This window comes from Candidatus Pelagibacter sp. HIMB1715 (assembly GCF_052047595.1).
Lineage (GTDB): Bacteria > Pseudomonadota > Alphaproteobacteria > Pelagibacterales > Pelagibacteraceae > Pelagibacter.
In genome coordinates, this window is sequence record NZ_JBNAJY010000012.1 from 7,501 (window position 1) to 27,314 (window position 19,814).

The window sequence follows — 19,814 nt, forward strand, 5'->3', positions numbered from 1 at the left end:
TATCACCCTCTATGGTTAGCATTTCCAAACTATTCAAATTTTTTTAACAAAACTACTGGCCTGGTCCGCGTTCGCTCGCCACTACTAACGGAATCTCAATTGATTTCTTTTCCTCTGGTTACTTAGATGTTTCAGTTCTCCAGGTTGTCTCTTTAAACCTATGTATTCAGTTCAAAGTACCACATAAAGTGGTGGGTTTCCCCATTCGGAAATTTTCGGATCAAAACTTACATACAGCTCCCCGAAACTTATCGCAGTATATCACGTCCTTCATCGGCTTTCAGTGCCAAGGCATCCACTACACGCCCTTAAACGCTTGATTTATGCACAGAAAAAAATTCTGTGTTGAATCAAATTTTTATTTTGAACATTAGCTAATAACATTACTAATGTTCGGATATAGATATTGATATTAATTATTAATTATTTACAAATTTTTATAACTAAGTGTTTTGGTGGAGGATAGCGGGATCGAACCGCTGACCTCCTGAATGCAAATCAGGCGCTCTCCCAGCTGAGCTAATCCCCCATGATCTTGAATTGGTGGGCCGAGAAAGACTCGAACTTTCGACCCCACCCTTATCAAGGGTGTGCTCTAACCAACTGAGCTACCGGCCCCTATGCAAAGAGAAACACTACTTTAAGAAGAGAAATGAGGACGGTCAACATTACCTGTATATTATTTAGAATGAAATTTTACTTTCATTCATCCTTAGAAAGGAGGTAATCCAGCCGCAGGTTCCCCTACGGCTACCTTGTTACGACTTCACCCCAGTCGCTGACTATACCGTGGTCAAGGGTTTTAAACCTTGCCTTAAGGTAGAACCAACTCCCATGGTGTGACGGGCGGTGTGTACAAGACCCGGGAACGCATTCACCGTGGCACGCTGATCCACGATTACTAGTAATTCCAGCTTCATGCACTCGAGTTGCAGAGTGCAATCCGAACTGAGGTATCTTTTAAGGATTTGCTTGACCTCGCAGTCTTGCTTCCTGTTGTAGATACCATTGTAGCACGTGTGTAGCCCAACACGTAAGGGCCATGAGGACTTGACGTCATCCCCACCTTCCTCCAGCTTATCACTGGCAGTTCTTTCAGAGTGCCCAACTTAATGATGGCAACTAAAAGTGAGGGTTGCGCTCGTTGCGGGACTTAACCCAACATCTCACGACACGAGCTGACGACAGCCATGCAGCACCTGTGTTTCGTCCGGCCGAACCGAAAACTCTAATCTCTTAGAGTTGCGACGAACATGTCAAGTGTTGGTAAGGTTCTGCGCGTATCTTCGAATTAAACCACATGCTCCACTACTTGTGCGGGTCCCCGTCAATTCATTTGAGTTTTAACCTTGCGGTCGTACTCCCCAGGCGGTGTGTTTATTGCTTTCGCTGCGACACTGAAAATAAATCTCCAACGTCTAACACACATCGTTTACGGCATGGACTACGAGGGTATCTAATCCTCTTCGCTACCCATGCTTTCGTTCCTCAGTGTCAGTAATGATCCAGAAAGCTGCCTTCGCAATTGGTATTCTTTCTAATATCTACGAATTTCACCTCTACACTAGAAATTCTGCTTTCCTCTATCATACTCTAGCTGAAAAGTTTTAATGGCAGTTCCAGAGTTAAGCTCTGGGATTTCACCACTAACTTTTTCAACCACCTACGAACTCTTTAAGCCCAGTAATTCCGAACTACGCTAGGTCCCTTCGTATTACCGCGGCTGCTGGCACGAAGTTAGCCGGACCTTCTTATTCGGGTACAGTCATTTTCTTCCCCGACGAAAGAGCTTTACAACCCAAGGGCCTTCTTCACTCACGCGGCATCGCTGCATCAGAGTTTCCTCCATTGTGCAAGATTCCCCACTGCTGCCTCCCGTAGGAGTTTGGGCCGTGTCTCAGTCCCAATGTGGCTGATCATCCTCTCAAATCAGCTACTGATCACAGTCTTGGTAGGCCATTACCCCACCAACAAACTAATCAAGTGCAGGCTCATCCAATGGTGCATAAAGCTTTCTCCGTAAAGACTTATCCGGTATTAGCACAAGTTTCCTCGTGTTATTCCAGGCCAAAGGGTAGATACCTACATGTTACTCACCCGTCTGCCACTAAGTATTGCTACTTCGTTCGACTTGCATGTGTTAGGCGTGCCGCCAGCGTACGTTCTGAGCCATGATCAAACTCTCAAGTTTAAAAACGGCGCACACTAGCTTCCATATAAATTCTAAGAATAAAATTTATATGTGATTGAAGTGTGTACGACAAATTTTTGGTAACCTTAACCGTCCACACTTCTCTTCTTAAATTTTAACTTTTAAAATAGCTAATTGAGCAAAAAAGGCTCAATAATCCTCACTAATTTATTGCGTTAACAATAATTTTATTGAGAAAGTTCAGTGCTTATAGGCTAAAAATAATGGAAATCAAGCATTTAAGAACAAATATTTAAATAAAAACAGCCCATTTTAAGGGCTTTTTTTTGATTTTTGCCACTCTCTAAACTAATAATTGTGTTCGCTTAAATATAAAATGTTAAAAATTCTATTAAGTAAAACAAAAAAAAACTTAGAAATTTTTGGCTTAGTTTTATTGATTCTTTTTTCTGCTATCATCACTACTTATTTTAATTCAACAAAAAAAGAGAATTTAGAAATCCGTGATAATTTTATCGATAATGTCTACTTTAAAAAAACACTTACACACATAGTTGAAAACCTTGAACCAAAATACAAAAAGATAAAACATAAAATACAGTCTGGCGAAACATTTGATAAAATTTTAGAGAATTATCTAATACAAAAAAAAGAAATATTAGAAATAAAAAATGCTTTAAAAAAAAAAGTTAATCTTAATAAATTAAATACTAAGCAAATTATTGAGTTCAGTTTAGATAAAACTAATAATCAAATTAGTGAATTTACTTTTCAAATATCAAATAAACAAAAAATTTTTTTAGTAAGAGACAATTCTGATAATACTTTTAATGATGAAATTATTTCAATAAAATTGAATAAGAAAATAGTTTATAGAGAAAACTTAATTTTACAAAGTCTATATAAAGCTGCAACAGATGAAAAAATACCAGCAAATATAATAATTGAATTTGCTAGGATATATGGTTTTCAAGTAGACTTTCAAAGAGATATAAGAAAACAAGATAAGTTTCAAATAATGTATGAAATTTTCCTTAATGATAAAAATGAAATCATTGAAACAGGAGAAATACTTTTTGCTAATTTAAAATTAAGTGGTCAAGATAATGGGCTTTATTATTTTGATAAAGAAGGAAGTGAAGGGCATTATGATAAAAATGGTAAGAGTGTTAAAAAAGCTTTAATGAAAACTCCAATTAATGGAGCAAGACTTTCATCATCTTTTGGTATGAGAAAACATCCCATAGATGGATATAATAAAATGCATAGAGGAACTGATTTTGCAGCACCCACAGGAACGCCTATTATGGCATCTGGTGACGGTGTTGTAAAAAAAGCTGGATGGTGTGGTGGAGGTGGTAACTGTGTAAAAATAAGACATAACTCAACTTATCAAACAGTGTATGCTCACATGTCAAAGTTTGCTCGTGGCATTAAAGCAGGAGTAAGAGTAAAACAAGGTCAAACAATTGGCTACGTTGGTTCAACAGGTAAATCTACTGGACCTCATTTACATTACGAAGTAATTGTAAATGGAAAAAAAGTTAATTCTCAAAAACTAAAACTTCCTTCAGGTAAAATATTAAAAGGTAAAGAGAGAAAATTGTTTGAAACTAATAAAATCAAACTGGATGTTCTTAAATCAGAAAAAATTATAGGTTTGAATTAATTAGGCTCTGCTGGTGTTTCAGTTTGAATATCTAAGTTAGAATTATCTTTTAAATTTTTTTCAGAAACTTCAATATTTTCTGATGGCTTATTTGTTTCTTTTTCATTTTCATCAGATTTCTCTTCTAAATTTCTCTCTTTTTTGAAGCTTTCTCTTTCATTTAGTATCCTTGTAAAATGATCAGCGTGCTGAAGGTAATTTTCAGAGAGAATTTTGTCACCATTTGACAAAGCCTCTCTAGCTAAATCATTGTACTTTTCGATCAATTTTGGTGCATTGTGATTGTTTCTTCCTGGAGACTTTCTTTTGAAGTTATCACCATTAGAAAAATTTGAACTAAATTTTTGCCTGTCACCATTAGATTTAAAATTTCTATCGTTTCTTCTAAAATTATTTCGTCTATTGTTGTTATTGCTGTTATTCCTAAATGTTACCATGATTTAAATAATTATATTTTTGTGCAGACTATGCATCGATCATTGTAAGCAAGATCTTTTTGAGCACTATTTATATAAAAACCCTCTTTATTTAATAATTTAATTACTTTATTTTTTTGATCAAAACCAATCTCTAAAATAAATTTACCATTTTTTTTAATCAGCTCAGATGATTTTTTAATAACTTTTCTGATTTCTGATAAACCATCTAATCCACCATCAAGTGCTATTTTTGGTTCAAACTTAGCAACTCCTTTATCCAAATATTTTATAATATGTCTTTTAATATAAGGAGGATTAGAAACTATTAAATCATATTTGCCCAAACTAAATTTGTCAACATTAGATTTATATAATTTAAGTCTAGTATGGACTTTTAAACTAATTGCATTCGAATTAGCTATTTTTAAACAATTTTTGCTTATATCTATTCCCGTTCCATAAAAATTTTTTCTCTCTTTTAATATAGACAAAAGTATACATCCAGATCCTATGCCAATATCTAAAATACTAAGTTTACTTTTATTTTTTGTTAAATTTAAAATATTTTCAACAATTAGCTCTGTATCAGGACGAGGTATTAAAGTATCTTCTGTCACAAAAAATTCTGAATTCCAAAATAACTTTTTATTAGTTAAATGCGATACTGGCTTACCTTTAGACCTTTCATTAATTAGTTTTTGAAACAAATTTAAATTTATTTCTTCTATTTTTTCTTGAGAATTAAGTATTAGGTATTTTTTATCTTTATTAATTGCTTTTGACATTAAAATTTCTGAATCCAAATATGGATTTAAACAAGATTTATCTTTTAAAATTTGAGCACCTTGAGTTATCGCTGATTCAATATTCATTTATTTTAAATTACTTAAACTTTCTTCTTGTGCTTGCAATGTAAGTGACTCGATCATTTCATCAAAGGCTTCACCTTCAAGAAATTCCTCCAATTTGTGCAAAGTTACATTTATTCTGTGATCTGTAACTCTACCCTGTGGAAAATTATAAGTTCTAATTCTTTCGGATCTATCTCCAGTACCAATTTTAGTTTTTCTATCTTGTGATCTTTCTTGATCAATTCTTGATCTTTCAAGTTCATATAATCTTGCTCTTAAGATTTTCATTCCTTTTGCTTTATTTTTGTGCTGTGATTTTTCATCTTGTTGAGAAACTGATAAACCAGTGGGTATATGAGTTATTCTAACAGCGCTATCTGTTGTATTAACTGATTGTCCGCCTGGACCACCTGCTCGAAAAACGTCAATTCTTAAGTCAGAGTCATTTATTTTTAAATCTACTTCTTCAGCTTCAGGTAATACAGCAACAGTGGCCGCAGATGTATGAACTCTTCCTTGTGTTTCGGTATCTGGAACTCTTTGAACTCTATGTACACCACTCTCATATTTTAATGTTGAATATATATTTGTACCTTTAATAGATGCAATTACCTCTTTTAAACCCCCGGCATCACTTCTTGAAATAGAAATAAGTTCTAATGACCACTTTTTTTTATGACTTACTTTTTCATACATTTTGAAAAGATCTGAAGCAAATAAACTTGCCTCTAGTCCGCCAGTTCCAGCTCTTATTTCTATTATTGCATTTTTTTTATCTGCTTCATCTTTTGGTAATAGAAATAATTTTAATTTTTTTTCATTGATCTCATGTTGAGATTTCAAATCAACAAGTTCTAATTCAGCCATATTTTTTAACTCTTTATCTGATGAGTTGTCGTCTAATATTTTCTCTAATTCTTGTTTTTCATTTTCGAAAGATAAATATTTTTTAGCATTTAAAATTATTTCATTAACATCTGAATATTCTTTTGACTTTTCTGCGAATACTTTATTATCTAGACTTCCTGATGATAGATCTTTTTCTAGTGTAGAGTGTTTTGTAATTAATTCTTCAATAGTTTTTGTTGGTATCATTGTTAATTTTCTAATTCAGAGGCTTTTTTTTCAACTTCTGCTACAACTTTATTAACTATATCACTAGTTAATACTTTTTCACTTTGTACTCCAGATAGATAAAGCATATTGTTACCTTTTCCACCTCCAGTTATTCCAATATCAGTTAAAGCAGCCTCACCAGGTCCATTCACAACACAGCCAATTATAGATAGAGTAATTGGAGTTTTTATATGAGATAATTTTTCCTCTAAAATTTTAACTGTATCAATCACTTGGAATGCTTGTCTTGCACAAGATGGACAAGAAATTATTTTAACTCCTCTATTTCGTAATCCTAAAGATTTAAGGATTTCATTTCCAATCTTAACCTCTTTAACAGGATCATCTGACAAAGAAACTCTTAAAGTGTCACCTATTCCGTCTAATAGCAATGAACCTAGTCCTATTGAAGACTTAACACTTCCTGACACAAAACTTCCAGCCTCAGTTATTCCAAGATGAAGAGGATAATCAGTAGCGTCCGAAAGCTGTCTATAGGCTGCAATCGACAAAAATACATCTGAAGACTTAACGCTTATCTTGAAATTAAAAAAATCTTGATCCTCTAATATTTTAATGTTTCTTTTTGCACTCTCCACTAATGCCTCAGGGCATGGCTCTTTATATTTTTCTAGAATATCTTTTTCTAGAGAACCTGCATTAACTCCTATTCGAATTGAACAATCATTATTTTTTGCTGCACTTAAAACCTCATAGATTTTATTTTTATCACCAATATTTCCAGGATTTATTCTTAAACACTTCGCTCCATTTTCTGCAGCTTCTATAGCTCTTTTATAATGAAAATGAATATCTGCAATTACAGGTATTTGAACATTTTTTGTAATTTCTTTTAATGCTTTTGATGAGTCTTCATCTGGACAAGAAACTCTTACAAGGTCAGCACCCTCTTCATGAATTTTATTTATTTGTTCTATTGTAGCTGAAATATCTGTAGTCAAAGTATTAGTCATTGATTGAACTGATATTGGATTGTCACCACCAATTTTAATATTACCAACGTTAATTACTTTAGTTTTTTTTCGATTTATATTTCTAAATGGTCTTACATTCATAAGTTTAATCTAGTTTAAATTCCTTATGAAGAGCAGCTATTGCTTTTTTTACATTTTTTGATGAAACTAATACTGAAATTTTAATTTCTGATGTTGAAATAACTAAAATGTTTATTTTTTTTGAAGCTAAAGCTTGAAACATCCTATAAGTAATTCCAGGTGTAGTAATCATCCCAACTCCAATTATAGAAACTTTGGAAAGATTTTTATCAAAAGAAAGTTTTTTATAAGATATCGATTTATTTTGCTTAATTAATTTCTCTGTTTTTTTAAGATCATCAGATTTAATTGTAAAGGTTAAGTCAGTATCTTTTCCATTTTGAGAAATATTTTGTACAACCATATCAACGTTAATTAAATTTCTTGATAATGGTCTAAAAACTGAAGCAGCAACACCAGGTCTATCTTTAACTCCTACAATTGTGATTTTAGCATCATTTTTAGTTGAAGATATCCCAGTAATTATTTGATCGCTAAACGCTTTTTTAGAGCCTGTTATTAATGTACCTGGTTTATTAACAAATGAAGATTTAACTTTAATATCAATGTTATTTAACTTTGCATCTTGAACCGATGTTGGTTGCATCACTTTTGATCCCAAAGATGCCATTTCTAGCATTTCATCATAAAATATTTTTTTAATTTTCTTTGCCTTTTTATGTTGTCTTGGATCAGTGGTATAAACACCATCAACATCTGTATAAATAATACATTCGTCAGCTTTAATAAATTTTGCTAACATTATTGCAGTGGCATCAGAACCACTTCTTCCTATTGTGGTAATTCTATTTTCATTATTAATTCCTTGAAAACCAGTAACAATTGGTATCCCACCTTGTTTCACATAATTATTTAATTCTTTTGTGATTATCTTATTTATTCTTGCTCCAGAATAAGGTCCATCAGTAATTATTGGTAATTGCCAAGAAACCCACGACCTAGATTTAAAACCATCATGAGTAAGTCTTCCTGCAATTAAAGCACATGAAACCTGCTCTCCAGTAGAGACAAGTGCATCATATTCAGATCTGCTGAAATTATTACTAATTTGTTTCGATTTTTTTACAAGCTCATTGGTCACTCCACTCATTGCAGATGAAATCACTAAAACTCTATTTTTTTTCTTTTTATAAGCAGCTATAATTTTACATACTTTTTTAATTCTATCTATGCTACCAACAGAAGTTCCGCCAAATTTTAGTACAACAGTTTTCATGATCAGTTGAATTAATATAGTTTAATTATAAATTGATAAAGTACATCTTAATTGTTATGTCAACTATTTATATATTATGAACAGTATTAATAAAAAAGAAATAGAAAAATTTTCAAATATGGCGGCCGAATGGTGGGATCCAGAAGGAAAATTTAAACCTCTGCATAAATTTAATCCTATAAGAATAAAATATATAAAAGAAAATATAATTAAGGAATTTCAACTTAAAAATAAAAAATATCCTCTTTCTGGAATAAATGTCCTTGATATTGGATGTGGAGGTGGATTGTTATCTGAGCCCATGTGTAGATTGGGAGCTAATGTTACAGCAATCGATGCTTCAAATAAAAATATTGCCATAGCAAACTTACATGCAAAAAAAAACAATCTTAAAATAAACTATATATGTTCATCGCCTGAAAAACTAAAAACAACAAAAAAATTTGATGTAATTTTGAACATGGAGATTGTTGAGCATGTTGAAGATGTTGATTTTTTTTTAAAATCATGCGCTAATCTTTTAAAAAAAAATGGATTAATGTTTGTTGCAACTATAAATAAAACCTTAAAATCTTATATATTTGCAATTGTTGGTGCAGAATATGTTTTGAGATGGCTTCCTATTGGCACCCATGAATGGGAAAAGTTTGTTAAGCCTGAAGAATTAAAAAATATACTAATCAAAAACAATCTTAATCTCAAAAAAATAGATGGAATGAATTTTAATATTCTGAAGGATGAATGGAATGTTTCTAAAGATTTATCAGTAAATTATATTGCGGAATTTAAGAAAAACTAATTTTCTTTTTCATCAACCCAAGGAATTAATTGTGTATCTATGCCCTCTTCTTTGAGCTCTATAATGTCTTTCTGAGAGGCTTTACCATATATTCCCTTTGTGGGTTTCTTACTATTGTAGTGAATAGATCTAGCTTCATATGCAAAATTATCTCCAACATACTTAAAATTTTCTTTTATAAACTTTTGGTAATTTTTAATTGTTTTCTTAATTTTTTTGTACTTCTGAGTATCAAATTTTTCTTCATTTTTAGCTTTTCTACTTATTAGCTGAGGAGCCATTAATGTTTTTTCAACTTTTTCAGAATTACAGTTGTGACAGATTAAAAGTTTTTTCTTTTTTAATTTTTCATATTCTGATGAAGATGAGAACCAGCTATCAAACTTTAATTCACAGTCATTACACAAAAGTTTATATTTTATCATAGTATAGAATTAGTTATCAAAATTTATATTTCAATATGTTCAACTTCTATAATCAGCATTAATCTCAATATAACTTTTTGTAAAATCCATAGTAAAAGCAGTAAAGCTTTTAGGACCAGTAAACAAATCTACATTGATGTCTATATTTTCACCTTTCATATACTCAGCTACTAATTTTTCATCGTAGTTCTTGTATAATTTTCCATCCTGAATTATTTGATAATTTCCAAATTTCAAACCTAATTTATTTAAATTTATTTTTGGTCCTGCTTTTCCTATTGCCATCACTATTCGTCCCCAGTTTGGATCTTCTCCCGCAATAGCTGTTTTTACCAAAGCTGAATTTGCAATTGAGAAAGCAATTGTCTTTGCATCTTGTTCACTTTTGCTTTTATTAATATTTATAGTGACAAATTTTGATGCTCCTTCTCCATCAGAAACTACTCTCTTAGCTAAATTTAACAAAACATTGTTTAATGCTTTGTCGAATTTTTTTAGTTTTATATCATTAATACTTTTAACATTTGAATTGTTTGCTTTATTTGTTGCAAAAATACTAACCATATCATTTGTGCTAGTGTCCCCATCACACGAGATAGCATTAAATGTATTTGTAATATTTTTTTTTAATAATTTACTTAAAATATCATTCGATAAGTTGGCATCTGTAAATATGTATGCCAAAGTGGTTCCCATATTTGGAAATATCATACCCGAACCTTTGGCAACACCATAAATTTTTACCTCTTTATCTCCAATTTTACATTGTTCCATCGCAAGTTTTGGTTTTGTATCAGTAGTCATTATTCCTAAGGCTGCTTTCATCCAAAGAAATTTGTTTTGTGTATAGTTGATTTTTTTAATCAAGTTTGGAATTTGAACTATTATCTTTTCAAATGGAAATGTTTCACCTATTGTACCTGTACATCCAAAAATAATTTCCTTTGAAGTAATTTTTTTTGGATAATCTTCATCTTCAACTTGTTTTTTTGATAATTGCTCAGAAGTTAAATCAGCAATTTTTGCAAGACTTTCGTAACCTTGTTTGCCCGTAAAAGCATTTGCATTTCTAGTATTTACAATAAGAGAATAAATTTTTTTTGATTTTTGATTTATATTCCATTTAATATTTTCTGAGATAATTTTTGACTGTGTATATACAGAGGCATGATTTGCACCATCTCTAAAGTAAAACATTACTAAATCATCTCTTTTAGTTTTGTATAAATCTGCACTTAGAGCTGAAATAGATAAGCCATCTATATGATCAAGGTCCTGGAAATCCATCATTCTGGTATTTTTTGATTTCGAGTTTAAAAAATTTGTTAAATTAATACCCATGATATTTAAAATAATTGTTTAATACATATATTAAACAATATATTTAAAGAATAAATCAAATAGTCATGTTTAACCCGCTTAACCTAATTACAAAATTTATCAAATCTAGTAATCAAAAAGAACTAGATAGAATTGGAATAATTGTAGAAAAAATAAATTCACACGAGGAACAATTCATAAAATTAAGTGATGCAGACTTTCCAAAAAAAACAGTTGAATTTAAAAATCAATTAAAAAATGGAAAAAGTTTAGACGAAATTCTACCTGAAGCATTTGCATTAGTAAGGGAAGCTGCAAAAAGAACAAGACAAGAAAGACATTTTAATGTTCAACTTATCGGGGGCGTAGTTCTCCACGAAGGTAAAATTGCTGAAATGAGAACGGGTGAAGGAAAAACACTAACTATTGCCTTAGCGGCTTATTTAAATGCGCTTTCTGAAAATGGAGTTCATATAGTAACAGTTAACGATTATTTAGCAAAAAGAGACTCGATGGAAATGGGTCTAATATATAATTTTCTAGGTCTTACTTCTGGATTTATAAATAATGACCAAGATGATCTGGAAAGAAAGAAAAACTACAATTGTGACATTACTTATGCAACCAACAGTGAATTAGGATTTGATTATCTAAGAGACAACATGAAGTTTTCTCAAAAAGAGATGGTTCAAAGATCTCATGCATTTTCAATTGTAGATGAAATAGATTCTTGTTTAATTGATGAAGCAAGAACTCCACTTGTAATTTCTGGAGCTGCAGAAGATAAAACTGCTCAATACTTAGCAATAGATAAACTTGTTAAAATTTTAAATAATAAAGATTTTGAAATAGATGAGAAAGAAAAAAGTATACTTTTAACAAACGAGGGTATTAATAATGTTGAAAAACTTTTTTCTAATGCTGGTATATTAAAAAATGATAATTTTTATGATCCAGAAAATCTTCATTTAGTTCACCATGTAAATCAAGCACTCCGTGCAAATCACTTATTTGAAAAAGGAAAGGATTACATAGTTAAAGACGGAGTTCTTAAAATTATAGATGAATTAACTGGTAGAATTCTAGAAGGAAGAAGATTTGGAGATGGACTTCATCAGGCTCTTGAAGCTAAAGAAAAAATTCAGATACAAAATGAAAATCAAACTTTAGCATCAATTACCTATCAAAATTATTTTAAACTATATAAAAAAATATCAGGTTGTACCGGTACTGCAGTCACAGAATCTGAAGAATTTTTTGAAATATATAATCTTTCAGTGGTTGTAATCCCAACAAATAAAGAAATGATCCGAAAGGACTATAATGATTTGATCTTTAGAACTGAAAAAGAAAAAAATGATGCAATAATTAATAAGATCATTGAAAAACATAAAATTGGTCAACCAATTTTGGTTTTCACATCTAGTATCAACAAATCAGAAGTTTATTCTAAATTATTAAATGAAAAAAATATTAAACACGTAGTTTTAAATGCAAAGAACCATGAAAATGAAGCTGAAATTATTGCAAATGCAGGAAAAGAAAAATCTTTGATAATTACAACCAGTATTTCTGGTAGAGGTGTTGACATCCAGCTTGGTGGAAAAAAAGGATCGATTCCTGATGATCAGTTAAAAATAGATAAAGAAAAAATTAAATCTCTAGGTGGATTATTTGTAATTGGTACAGAAAGAATGGAGTCTAGAAGAGTGGACAATCAAGCAAGAGGAAGAGCTGGACGACAAGGAGATGAGGGTAGTTCTGTATTTTATGTAAGTTTAGAAGATGATTTGATGAGAATTTTTGGCTCAGAGTCTATGAATAATATGCTTGAAAAACTTGGTTTAAAAGATGGTGAAAGTATTGATCACCCTTGGATCAACAAAGCATTAGAAAGAGCTCAGCAGAAAGTTGAAGCCAGAAATTTTGATATCAGAAAAACACTTATCAAATTTGACAATGTTTTAAACGACCAAAGACATGTTGTGTTTTCTCAAAGAAAAAATGCAATGAATAGTGAAAATATTTTTGATTATTCTGACGAATTTTTAAAAGAAATATCAGAAGACTTGATAAAATTAAAAATTCAAAACTTATCTAATCCAAAAAGTAATGAATTTAACAATAAAGTTAGGCAAATTGTTGGGAAAAGTTTTAATGATACTGAACTTGAAAGTTTGATTTCTGCAAAAGATAATGAACTGAAAGAGCAAATATCCTCAAAATTTAATGAGACACGTAATGAAAGAATTAAAGTTCTAAACGAGCAGCATGCAAAAGAAATTGAAAAAAGAATATTTTTGCAAACAATAGATTTGAATTGGAAATCACATATACAATATTTAGAACAACTTAGACAAGTGATTGGATTAAGATCTTACGGTCAAAGAGATCCTTTAGTTGAATATAAAAAAGAAGCTTTTGATTTATTTTCAAATTTATTAGAAAAACTAAAATTAGACTACGTTACAATTTTAATGAATTTAAAAGTTATAACAGAAGAAAGATCTTCCAACGAGGAAAGAGTAAATCCAAAACCACAAGCCAAAAAAATGGGAAGAAATGAACCTTGCTTCTGTGGATCGGGCAAGAAGTTTAAACATTGCCATGGAGCTTTGTAATTCTTAAAAAAGAAAAAATAAAGAAGCTAAAAATAATAAACCTATACCAATACCAAATAATAATTTTTTTGATTTGAAAATGTTATCAAAATTATTTTTCTTGATGGTCAAATTACTTAAATCTTCTACATTGCTCATAAAACCATCGTTTCTTCCAATTTTTAAAAATTTATTTTTTCTTTCATTCATTATATCTTCTGACGTCATTTCTTTGTATTGATCTAAATTTGTAGAAATAGATTTTCTAACGTTATCAAGCATCAGGTCTCTATCCCTGTGAGCACCACCTAAAGGTTCTGGGATTATTTCATCAATAACTTTTAATTTTAATAAATCTTTTGCGGAAAGCTTCATTGCTTTTGCTGCATCAAGCATTTTTTTTGGATCTCTCCATAATATAGTTGCACAGCCTTCAGGAGATATAACTGAATAAATAGCATTTTCTAGCATGATAACTTTGTTAGACGATGCTAATGCAATAGCACCACCTGATCCACCTTCACCTATAATTATTGCGATAGTTGGCACCTTAAGTTCCATGCAACATTCAATTGATTTTGCTATTGCCTCAGCTTGACCTCTTTCCTCTGCACCAACACCAGGATAAGCACCTGGCGTGTCTATAAAAGTGATAATTGGAATTTTAAATTTATTTGCTAAATTCATTAATCGAATAGTTTTTCTGTAACCCTCAGGTCGCATCATCCCAAAATTTCTTTGAATTCTACTATCCAAATCTTCACCCTTTTCTTGACCAATTACTAAAACTGACTGACCATTAAATTTTGCAAAACCTGTAAGTACAGATTTATCTTCACCATAATAACGGTCTCCAGATAGAGAAATAAAATCTTCGAATAAATTATCTATGAAAAATTTAGACTTTGGTCTGTCTTCATGTCTTGCAACCATGGTGGTTTGCCATGGATCTAGGTTTGAATATATATCATTTAATTTTTGATCTAACTCAACTTGTGTTTTTGAAATTTTTTGCGTATCTACTTCTGACAATCCCTCTTGATTGTAGGGATCTTTTAATTTTTCCAATTCTGTCTCTAAATCTTTAATCTCAGTTTCAAAATTAAGATAATTTTTCATAATATGGTTATAGCGGATGGTTAATTCATAAAAAAGGCAATAAAATGATATTTAATTTAAAGTGTAATTGTTATTAATTGACTCTTTTCTAGAAGAAGATACATATTTTCTATCGGGAGAGACTAAAAGATTTAGCACCGAAGGAGCAACCACCCCGGAAACTCTCAGGTAAAAAGGACCGATAGTTGCATAACACTCTGGAAAGAGAATTAATTCCGCCGAAGGAGCAAAACTCTCAGGCAAAAATACAGATGGGGTAATTTAGGTGATATGCAAGAAAAATATATAAATATAAATACTTTAAAAGTATCTGAAAAACTTTCTCAATTTATTAGCGACGAGCTATTAAAAGAAACAGATCTATCTGTTGATAATTTTTGGTCAGGGTTCGAGAAAACAGTCAATGAATTAGCACCTAAAAATAAAGAATTAATAAAATTTAGAGAAGACTTACAAAAACAAATAGACAATTGGCATATAAAAAATAAGGGAAATGAATTTAATTTGTCAGATTATAAAAAATTTCTAACAGAAATTGGTTATTTGAAAGAAGAAGGTGACGATTTTGAAATATCAACTCAAAATGTTGATGAGGAAATAACAAGTATTGCTGGACCTCAACTTGTTGTACCAGTCATGAATGCGAGATATGCATTAAATGCTGCTAATGCTAGATGGATGAGCTTATACGATAGTCTGTATGGAACAGATGTAATTGAACAATCAGAAGATAGTGTATCTGAAAGATACGACCCATTAAGAGGTGAGATGGTAATAAAATATGGAAGAGATTTTTTAGATAAATATTTTCCATTAGCAGGATTGAGTTGGCAAAAAATTACAAGTTTTGCTGTTAAGTATGGAAAATTTAAAGCTTTAAAAGGTGCTGATATTTATGATTTAGTAGATGAGAATAAGTTTATTGGCCATAGGGGTGAAGCTGACAACCCGTCTGCTATAATTTTAAAAAATAACAATTTACATATAGAAATTTTAAAAGACTCAAGAGCTTTTGCAGCTCAACAAGATCATGCTGGGATTAGTGACATAATTTTAGAATCTGCGGTGTCAACTATATGCGATAACGAAGATAGTGTAGCTGCTGTAGATGCAGAAGATAAAATTGTTTGTTACAGAAATTGGCTAGGTCTGATGAAAGGTGATCTAAAATCAAAATTTGAAAAAGAAGGAAAATTATTTGAAAGAAAACTTAATCCTAATAGAAGCTATATTTCAAAAGATGGAAAAGGTTTAAAGCTTCATGGAAGAAGTTTACTGCTAGTTAGAAACGTTGGTCACTTAATGACTAATCCATCAATAATTTTAAAAGATGGTAGTGAAGTTCCAGAAGGAATAATGGATGCATTCATTACTACAGCTGCAGCCCTTCATGATATTAAGAAAAAAACTAATTCAAGAACTGGTTCTATTTATATCGTGAAACCAAAAATGCATGGACCAGATGAAACTGCATTTACTGATTTGCTTTTCTCAAAAGTTGAAGAAGTTTTAGGTTTACCAAAATATACCTGCAAGATTGGAATAATGGATGAAGAAAGAAGAACTTCAGCTAATTTAAAAGAGTGCATTAGATCGTTAAAAAATAGAGTTTTCTTTATAAATACAGGTTTTCTAGACAGAACTGGTGATGAAATGCACACCTCTATGGAAGCTGGTCCAATGATTAAAAAAGGTGACATGAAAACTTCAAAATGGATTACAGCCTATGAAAACAACAATGTTGATATTGGTTTAAAATGTGGATTTTCTGGAAAAGCTCAAATTGGAAAAGGAATGTGGGCAATGCCTGATAAAATGAAAGATATGATGGAGCAAAAAACTGGACATTTAAAAGCAGGTGCAAATTGTGCATGGGTTCCATCTCCGACGGCTGCAGCTTTACATTCGCTACATTATCATGAAATAAATATTTTTGATGAACAACAAAAAATTAAAAATAGAGAACAAGCAAAGCTTGATGATCTTTTAACAATACCTACTGCTGATAGACCAAATTGGTCTGTAGATGAAATTAATAAAGAAATTTCTAACTCAGCTCAAACTTTATTAGGTTATGTGGTCAGATGGATCGATCAAGGAGTTGGATGCTCCAAAGTACCAGATATAAATAATGTGGGTTTGATGGAAGATAGAGCCACACTTAGAATTTCATCTCAACATATTGCAAATTGGATACATCACGGAATTACAACAAAAATTCAAGTTGTAGAAATTCTTAAAGACATGGCTAAAATTGTAGATGATCAAAATAAAAATGACTCTAATTATGTAAGAATGAGTGATAACTTTGAAAATTCAATTGCATTTCAAACCGCTTGTGATTTGGTGTTTAAAGGAAAAGAACAACCATCTGGTTATACTGAACCTTTACTACATTTAAATAGACTTACTAAAAAGTCTAATCTGAATTAGAAACTAAATTAGACCGATTTTTAAAAGCAGAAAATAAAGTCCCGTCATCTAAACTTTCAATTTCACCACCTACAGGTAACCCCTGTGCAAGTTTTGTAATTTTTACATTAGAATTTTTCAGGCTATCTTGAATATAGTAAGCAGTAGTTTGACCTTCAACAGTTGCACTTGTGGCTAATATAACTTCTTCAATTTTATCTCGATTAACTCTCTCAACCAACGAGTTTACAAGTAAATCTTCTTTTCTTTGACCTACTGATGAAATAGTGCCTCCCAGAATATGAAAATACCCTTGATAAATATTTGAATTTTCAATCGACCATTGGTCAGCAATATCTTCTACAACACAAATCTTTGAATATTTATTTCTTGTATTTTCACAATTTATACATCCAGTTGAAATTGATTTAAGTGAACCACAAGAATTACATCTAGTTACATTTTTATAAACTTGAGCCAATGTATTTGCCATTGGTTTTACTAATTCATCGCGGTTATTAATGAGTTTTAAAACAATCCTTTTGGCAGATTTTGGCCCTAAACCTGGAAGCTTTGAAATTAATTTTATTAATTCCTCAATCTCGTTAATATTTTGCATCTACTATAGTGGCCACTTAAAACCAGGTATTCCAAATCCACCTGTAGCTTTTGATATCTCTTCTGATGTTTTCGACTTTAATTGTGATTTGGCGTTATTATGCGCAGCTACAATTAAATCTTCTATTATTGATTTGTCTTCTTTCATTATTTCATCTGATAGTTTAATTGATTGCATTTCACCTTCTCCATCTAAGACGATTTTTGCTGAATTTGAGCCAGAAATACCCTCTACTCTAATCTCCTTAATTTTTTGCTGACTCTCTTTCATTTTTGCTTCAAGTTCTTTTGCTTTGTCTAATATTTTATTAAAATCAGTCATTATTTTTATCCTCCTTAATTATCGATTTAACATCTACCAGTTCTGCATCAGGAAAATTTTCCATAAAGTTTTTATAAATTTCAGTTTGTTTAGCTTTTTCAATTAATATTTTTTTTTCATTTTCTTTCTTTTCTCTAATTGAAAGATCTCCTTTTGATTTACTAAGTGTGATAATCCATCTTTCTTTTGTCCATTCAAAAAGCTTTGTGGAAAGATCTTTTACAAAATCTTTATCAAGGCTGTCATTAAATGAAATCTCAATCCTATTTTTTTCAAATTTAACCAAATTGACATTTTTCTCTAATTCAAATTTAAGTTTTAATTCTCTTTTACTTGTGCAAGTAGCAATTAATTCATCAAAAGAATTAATTTGAGTTTTGACTTCTGCTTTAACTTCAGTTTGTATTTCAGGATTCTTTTTTTCTTCTTGAGAAATATTTTTTATTTGGTCAATAATTTTAGTCTCTTTTTTTATTTCAATTTTGCTAGTTGAATTTTCTTCTGTAGGTTTTGTATCTATTTGTTTAATTTGTTTTACAGAACTTAAGTGCATTAATCTAATCAAAAACATCTCAATTGATAAATGTTGATTTGATACAATATCTAATTCTTCTAACGACTTGATACAAAATTGCCAAAATAAAATTAATACATCTGGTTGGATTTGATTAGAAATATTTTTTATTTTGTTAAATTCTTCATCATTGAGAGAAAAATTTGTACTTTCTAAAGTTAAAGAATTTATATTTTTAAAGTAATACAACAGTTCTAAAAAATCATTTAAAAATATTTTTGGTTCAACTCCCTGATCGTATATTTTTCTATAAATTTTTATTACCTTTTCTTCTTCTCCTCTTAATATCAATTCAAATAAATCAATTAATTGTGATTTATCAAAATAACCAAAAATCTTTTGAGCAGAATTTAAATCTAGTTCTTTATCATTATCTAAACTCAATAACGCTCTATCTAACAGAGATAATGCATCTCTTACTGAGCCCTCTGATATTTTTACAATTAATTTTAGAGCGTCATCCGTAACTTTTCCGTTTTCTTTATCTTTAATTTTTTTTATAAAATCTAACAATTCAGAAGATTTAATCCTTGAAAGATCAAAACGCTGACACCTTGAAACGACTGTTATAGGAATCTTTTTTATTTCTGTTGTGGCAAATATAAATTTTAAATATGAAGGTGGTTCTTCCAATGTTTTTAGTAAAGCATTAAAAGCTTGTTTACTTAACATATGAACTTCATCGATTATAAAAATTTTGTACTTTGATGAAGTAGGTCCGTATCTGGAAAACTCAATTAGATCTCTAACATCATCAACTCCGGTCTTGCTGGCCGCATCCATTTCAAGTACATCAATGTGACTTGAATTTGCAATTGACTGACAATTTTCACACAAATTATCAATACACATTTTTTCAATACCATTTGAGCAATTCAAGGCTTTTGCTACAATTCTAGCGGTTGTAGTTTTTCCAATCCCTCTAATTCCAGTAAACAAATATGCATTAGGTACTTTGTCAGCTTTTATTGAATTGATAATTGTTTCAGCAACAACTTCTTGACCAATAAGATCATCAAATATTTGAGGTCTATATTTAAGAGCTAATACTTTTGAATTGTTATTCATAAATTTTATAAGGAGACTAGAACCTGAATAACTGTCTCTACGACTGCTTCCGTTAAGA

Annotated in this window: 15 protein-coding genes, 2 tRNA genes, 2 rRNA genes and 1 riboswitch (1 of these 20 running past the window's edge); of the genes, 4 read left to right on the top strand and 15 right to left on the bottom strand. The window is 30.7% G+C overall.

Going from position 1 to position 19,814, the window contains the following annotated elements; translation table 11 throughout:
- The 4 genes from ACTTAY_RS03715 to ACTTAY_RS03730 form a co-directional block, all read right to left on the bottom strand.
- Positions 1-322 (bottom strand): 23S ribosomal RNA (locus ACTTAY_RS03715); it reaches 2,431 nt to the left of the window's first position.
- A 131-nt stretch (positions 323-453) separates the two neighbouring features.
- Positions 454-529 (bottom strand) — tRNA-Ala (locus tag ACTTAY_RS03720).
- 12 nt (positions 530-541) lie between these two features.
- Positions 542-618: transfer RNA gene (locus ACTTAY_RS03725), tRNA-Ile, on the bottom strand.
- A 98-nt stretch (positions 619-716) separates the two neighbouring features.
- A 16S ribosomal RNA gene (locus tag ACTTAY_RS03730) occupies positions 717-2,191 on the bottom strand.
- The 16S and 23S rRNA genes sit together here with 2 tRNA genes alongside, the layout of an rRNA operon.
- Positions 2,192-2,528: 337 nt before the next feature.
- Between ACTTAY_RS03730 and ACTTAY_RS03735 the strand changes: the two genes are divergently transcribed.
- Complete coding sequence (locus ACTTAY_RS03735; RefSeq protein ID WP_440672418.1) at positions 2,529-3,821, top strand: peptidoglycan DD-metalloendopeptidase family protein; 1,293 nt, start codon at positions 2,529-2,531, stop codon at positions 3,819-3,821.
- On the opposite strand, the gene ACTTAY_RS03740 is transcribed toward ACTTAY_RS03735, so the two are convergent.
- The 5 genes from ACTTAY_RS03740 to ACTTAY_RS03760 are packed head-to-tail and all read right to left on the bottom strand — an operon-like array spanning position 3,818 to position 8,499.
- Complete coding sequence (locus ACTTAY_RS03740) at positions 3,818-4,258, bottom strand: DUF4167 domain-containing protein (RefSeq protein ID WP_440672419.1); 441 nt, start codon at positions 4,256-4,258, stop codon at positions 3,818-3,820. The two genes, ACTTAY_RS03735 and ACTTAY_RS03740, sit on opposite strands and share 4 nt — an antisense overlap.
- Before the next feature lie 11 nt (positions 4,259-4,269).
- Positions 4,270-5,112, bottom strand: a complete 843-nt coding sequence (gene prmC / locus ACTTAY_RS03745) for a peptide chain release factor N(5)-glutamine methyltransferase (protein ID WP_440672420.1) — start codon at positions 5,110-5,112, stop codon at positions 4,270-4,272.
- A complete protein-coding gene (gene prfA, locus ACTTAY_RS03750) occupies positions 5,113-6,186 on the bottom strand; it encodes a peptide chain release factor 1 (RefSeq protein ID WP_440672421.1) in 1,074 nt (357 codons plus the stop codon).
- A 2-nt stretch (positions 6,187-6,188) separates the two neighbouring features.
- Positions 6,189-7,283 carry a flavodoxin-dependent (E)-4-hydroxy-3-methylbut-2-enyl-diphosphate synthase gene (ispG, locus tag ACTTAY_RS03755; protein WP_440672422.1) on the bottom strand — a complete coding sequence of 365 codons (1,095 nt, stop codon included), beginning with the start codon at positions 7,281-7,283 and terminating at the stop codon, positions 6,189-6,191.
- A gap of 4 nt (positions 7,284-7,287) precedes the next feature.
- Positions 7,288-8,499: an aspartate kinase gene (locus tag ACTTAY_RS03760; RefSeq protein ID WP_440672423.1), complete on the bottom strand. Its 1,212-nt coding sequence runs from the start codon at positions 8,497-8,499 to the stop codon at positions 7,288-7,290.
- 76 nt (positions 8,500-8,575) lie between these two features.
- Between ACTTAY_RS03760 and ubiG the strand changes: the two genes are divergently transcribed.
- Positions 8,576-9,298, top strand: coding sequence for a bifunctional 2-polyprenyl-6-hydroxyphenol methylase/3-demethylubiquinol 3-O-methyltransferase UbiG (ubiG, locus tag ACTTAY_RS03765; RefSeq protein ID WP_440672424.1), 723 nt, complete (start codon positions 8,576-8,578; stop codon positions 9,296-9,298).
- Here ubiG and ACTTAY_RS03770 read toward each other — a convergent pair.
- Positions 9,295-9,723 carry a DUF1178 family protein gene (locus ACTTAY_RS03770; RefSeq protein ID WP_440672425.1) on the bottom strand — a complete coding sequence of 143 codons (429 nt, stop codon included), beginning with the start codon at positions 9,721-9,723 and terminating at the stop codon, positions 9,295-9,297. The two genes, ubiG and ACTTAY_RS03770, sit on opposite strands and share 4 nt — an antisense overlap.
- A 39-nt stretch (positions 9,724-9,762) precedes the next feature.
- Positions 9,763-11,064 (bottom strand): bifunctional glutamate N-acetyltransferase/amino-acid acetyltransferase ArgJ, encoded by a 1,302-nt coding sequence (argJ, locus tag ACTTAY_RS03775; protein WP_440672426.1) that lies wholly within the window; start codon positions 11,062-11,064, stop codon positions 9,763-9,765.
- A 65-nt stretch (positions 11,065-11,129) separates the two neighbouring features.
- Here argJ and secA point away from each other — a divergent pair, with 65 nt between their 5' ends.
- Positions 11,130-13,664: a preprotein translocase subunit SecA gene (secA, locus tag ACTTAY_RS03780; RefSeq protein WP_440672427.1), complete on the top strand. Its 2,535-nt coding sequence runs from the start codon at positions 11,130-11,132 to the stop codon at positions 13,662-13,664.
- Between the two features lie 3 nt (positions 13,665-13,667).
- Here the strand turns inward: secA and ACTTAY_RS03785 are convergent, their stop codons facing one another.
- Entirely contained in the window at positions 13,668-14,762 is a 1,095-nt protein-coding gene (locus ACTTAY_RS03785; protein ID WP_440650565.1) for an acetyl-CoA carboxylase carboxyltransferase subunit alpha, read from the bottom strand.
- A gap of 103 nt (positions 14,763-14,865) precedes the next feature.
- Positions 14,866-14,953, top strand: a riboswitch (glycine riboswitch).
- A gap of 79 nt (positions 14,954-15,032) precedes the next feature.
- Between ACTTAY_RS03785 and ACTTAY_RS03790 the strand changes: the two genes are divergently transcribed.
- Positions 15,033-17,195 (top strand): malate synthase G, encoded by a 2,163-nt coding sequence (locus ACTTAY_RS03790; RefSeq protein ID WP_440672428.1) that lies wholly within the window; start codon positions 15,033-15,035, stop codon positions 17,193-17,195.
- Here the strand turns inward: ACTTAY_RS03790 and recR are convergent.
- The 3 genes from recR to dnaX are packed head-to-tail and all read right to left on the bottom strand — an operon-like array spanning position 17,182 to position 19,756.
- Complete coding sequence (gene recR / locus ACTTAY_RS03795; RefSeq protein ID WP_262590179.1) at positions 17,182-17,793, bottom strand: recombination mediator RecR; 612 nt, start codon at positions 17,791-17,793, stop codon at positions 17,182-17,184. The two genes, ACTTAY_RS03790 and recR, sit on opposite strands and share 14 nt — an antisense overlap.
- Positions 17,794-17,796: 3 nt before the next feature.
- A complete protein-coding gene (locus tag ACTTAY_RS03800; RefSeq protein ID WP_440653501.1) occupies positions 17,797-18,114 on the bottom strand; it encodes a YbaB/EbfC family nucleoid-associated protein in 318 nt (105 codons plus the stop codon).
- On the bottom strand, positions 18,107-19,756 hold the full coding sequence (gene dnaX, locus ACTTAY_RS03805) for a DNA polymerase III subunit gamma/tau (protein WP_440672429.1): 1,650 nt from the start codon (positions 19,754-19,756) through the stop codon (positions 18,107-18,109). Before dnaX ends, ACTTAY_RS03800 begins: the two co-directional genes overlap by 8 nt.
- Positions 19,757-19,814 lie beyond the last annotated feature (58 nt).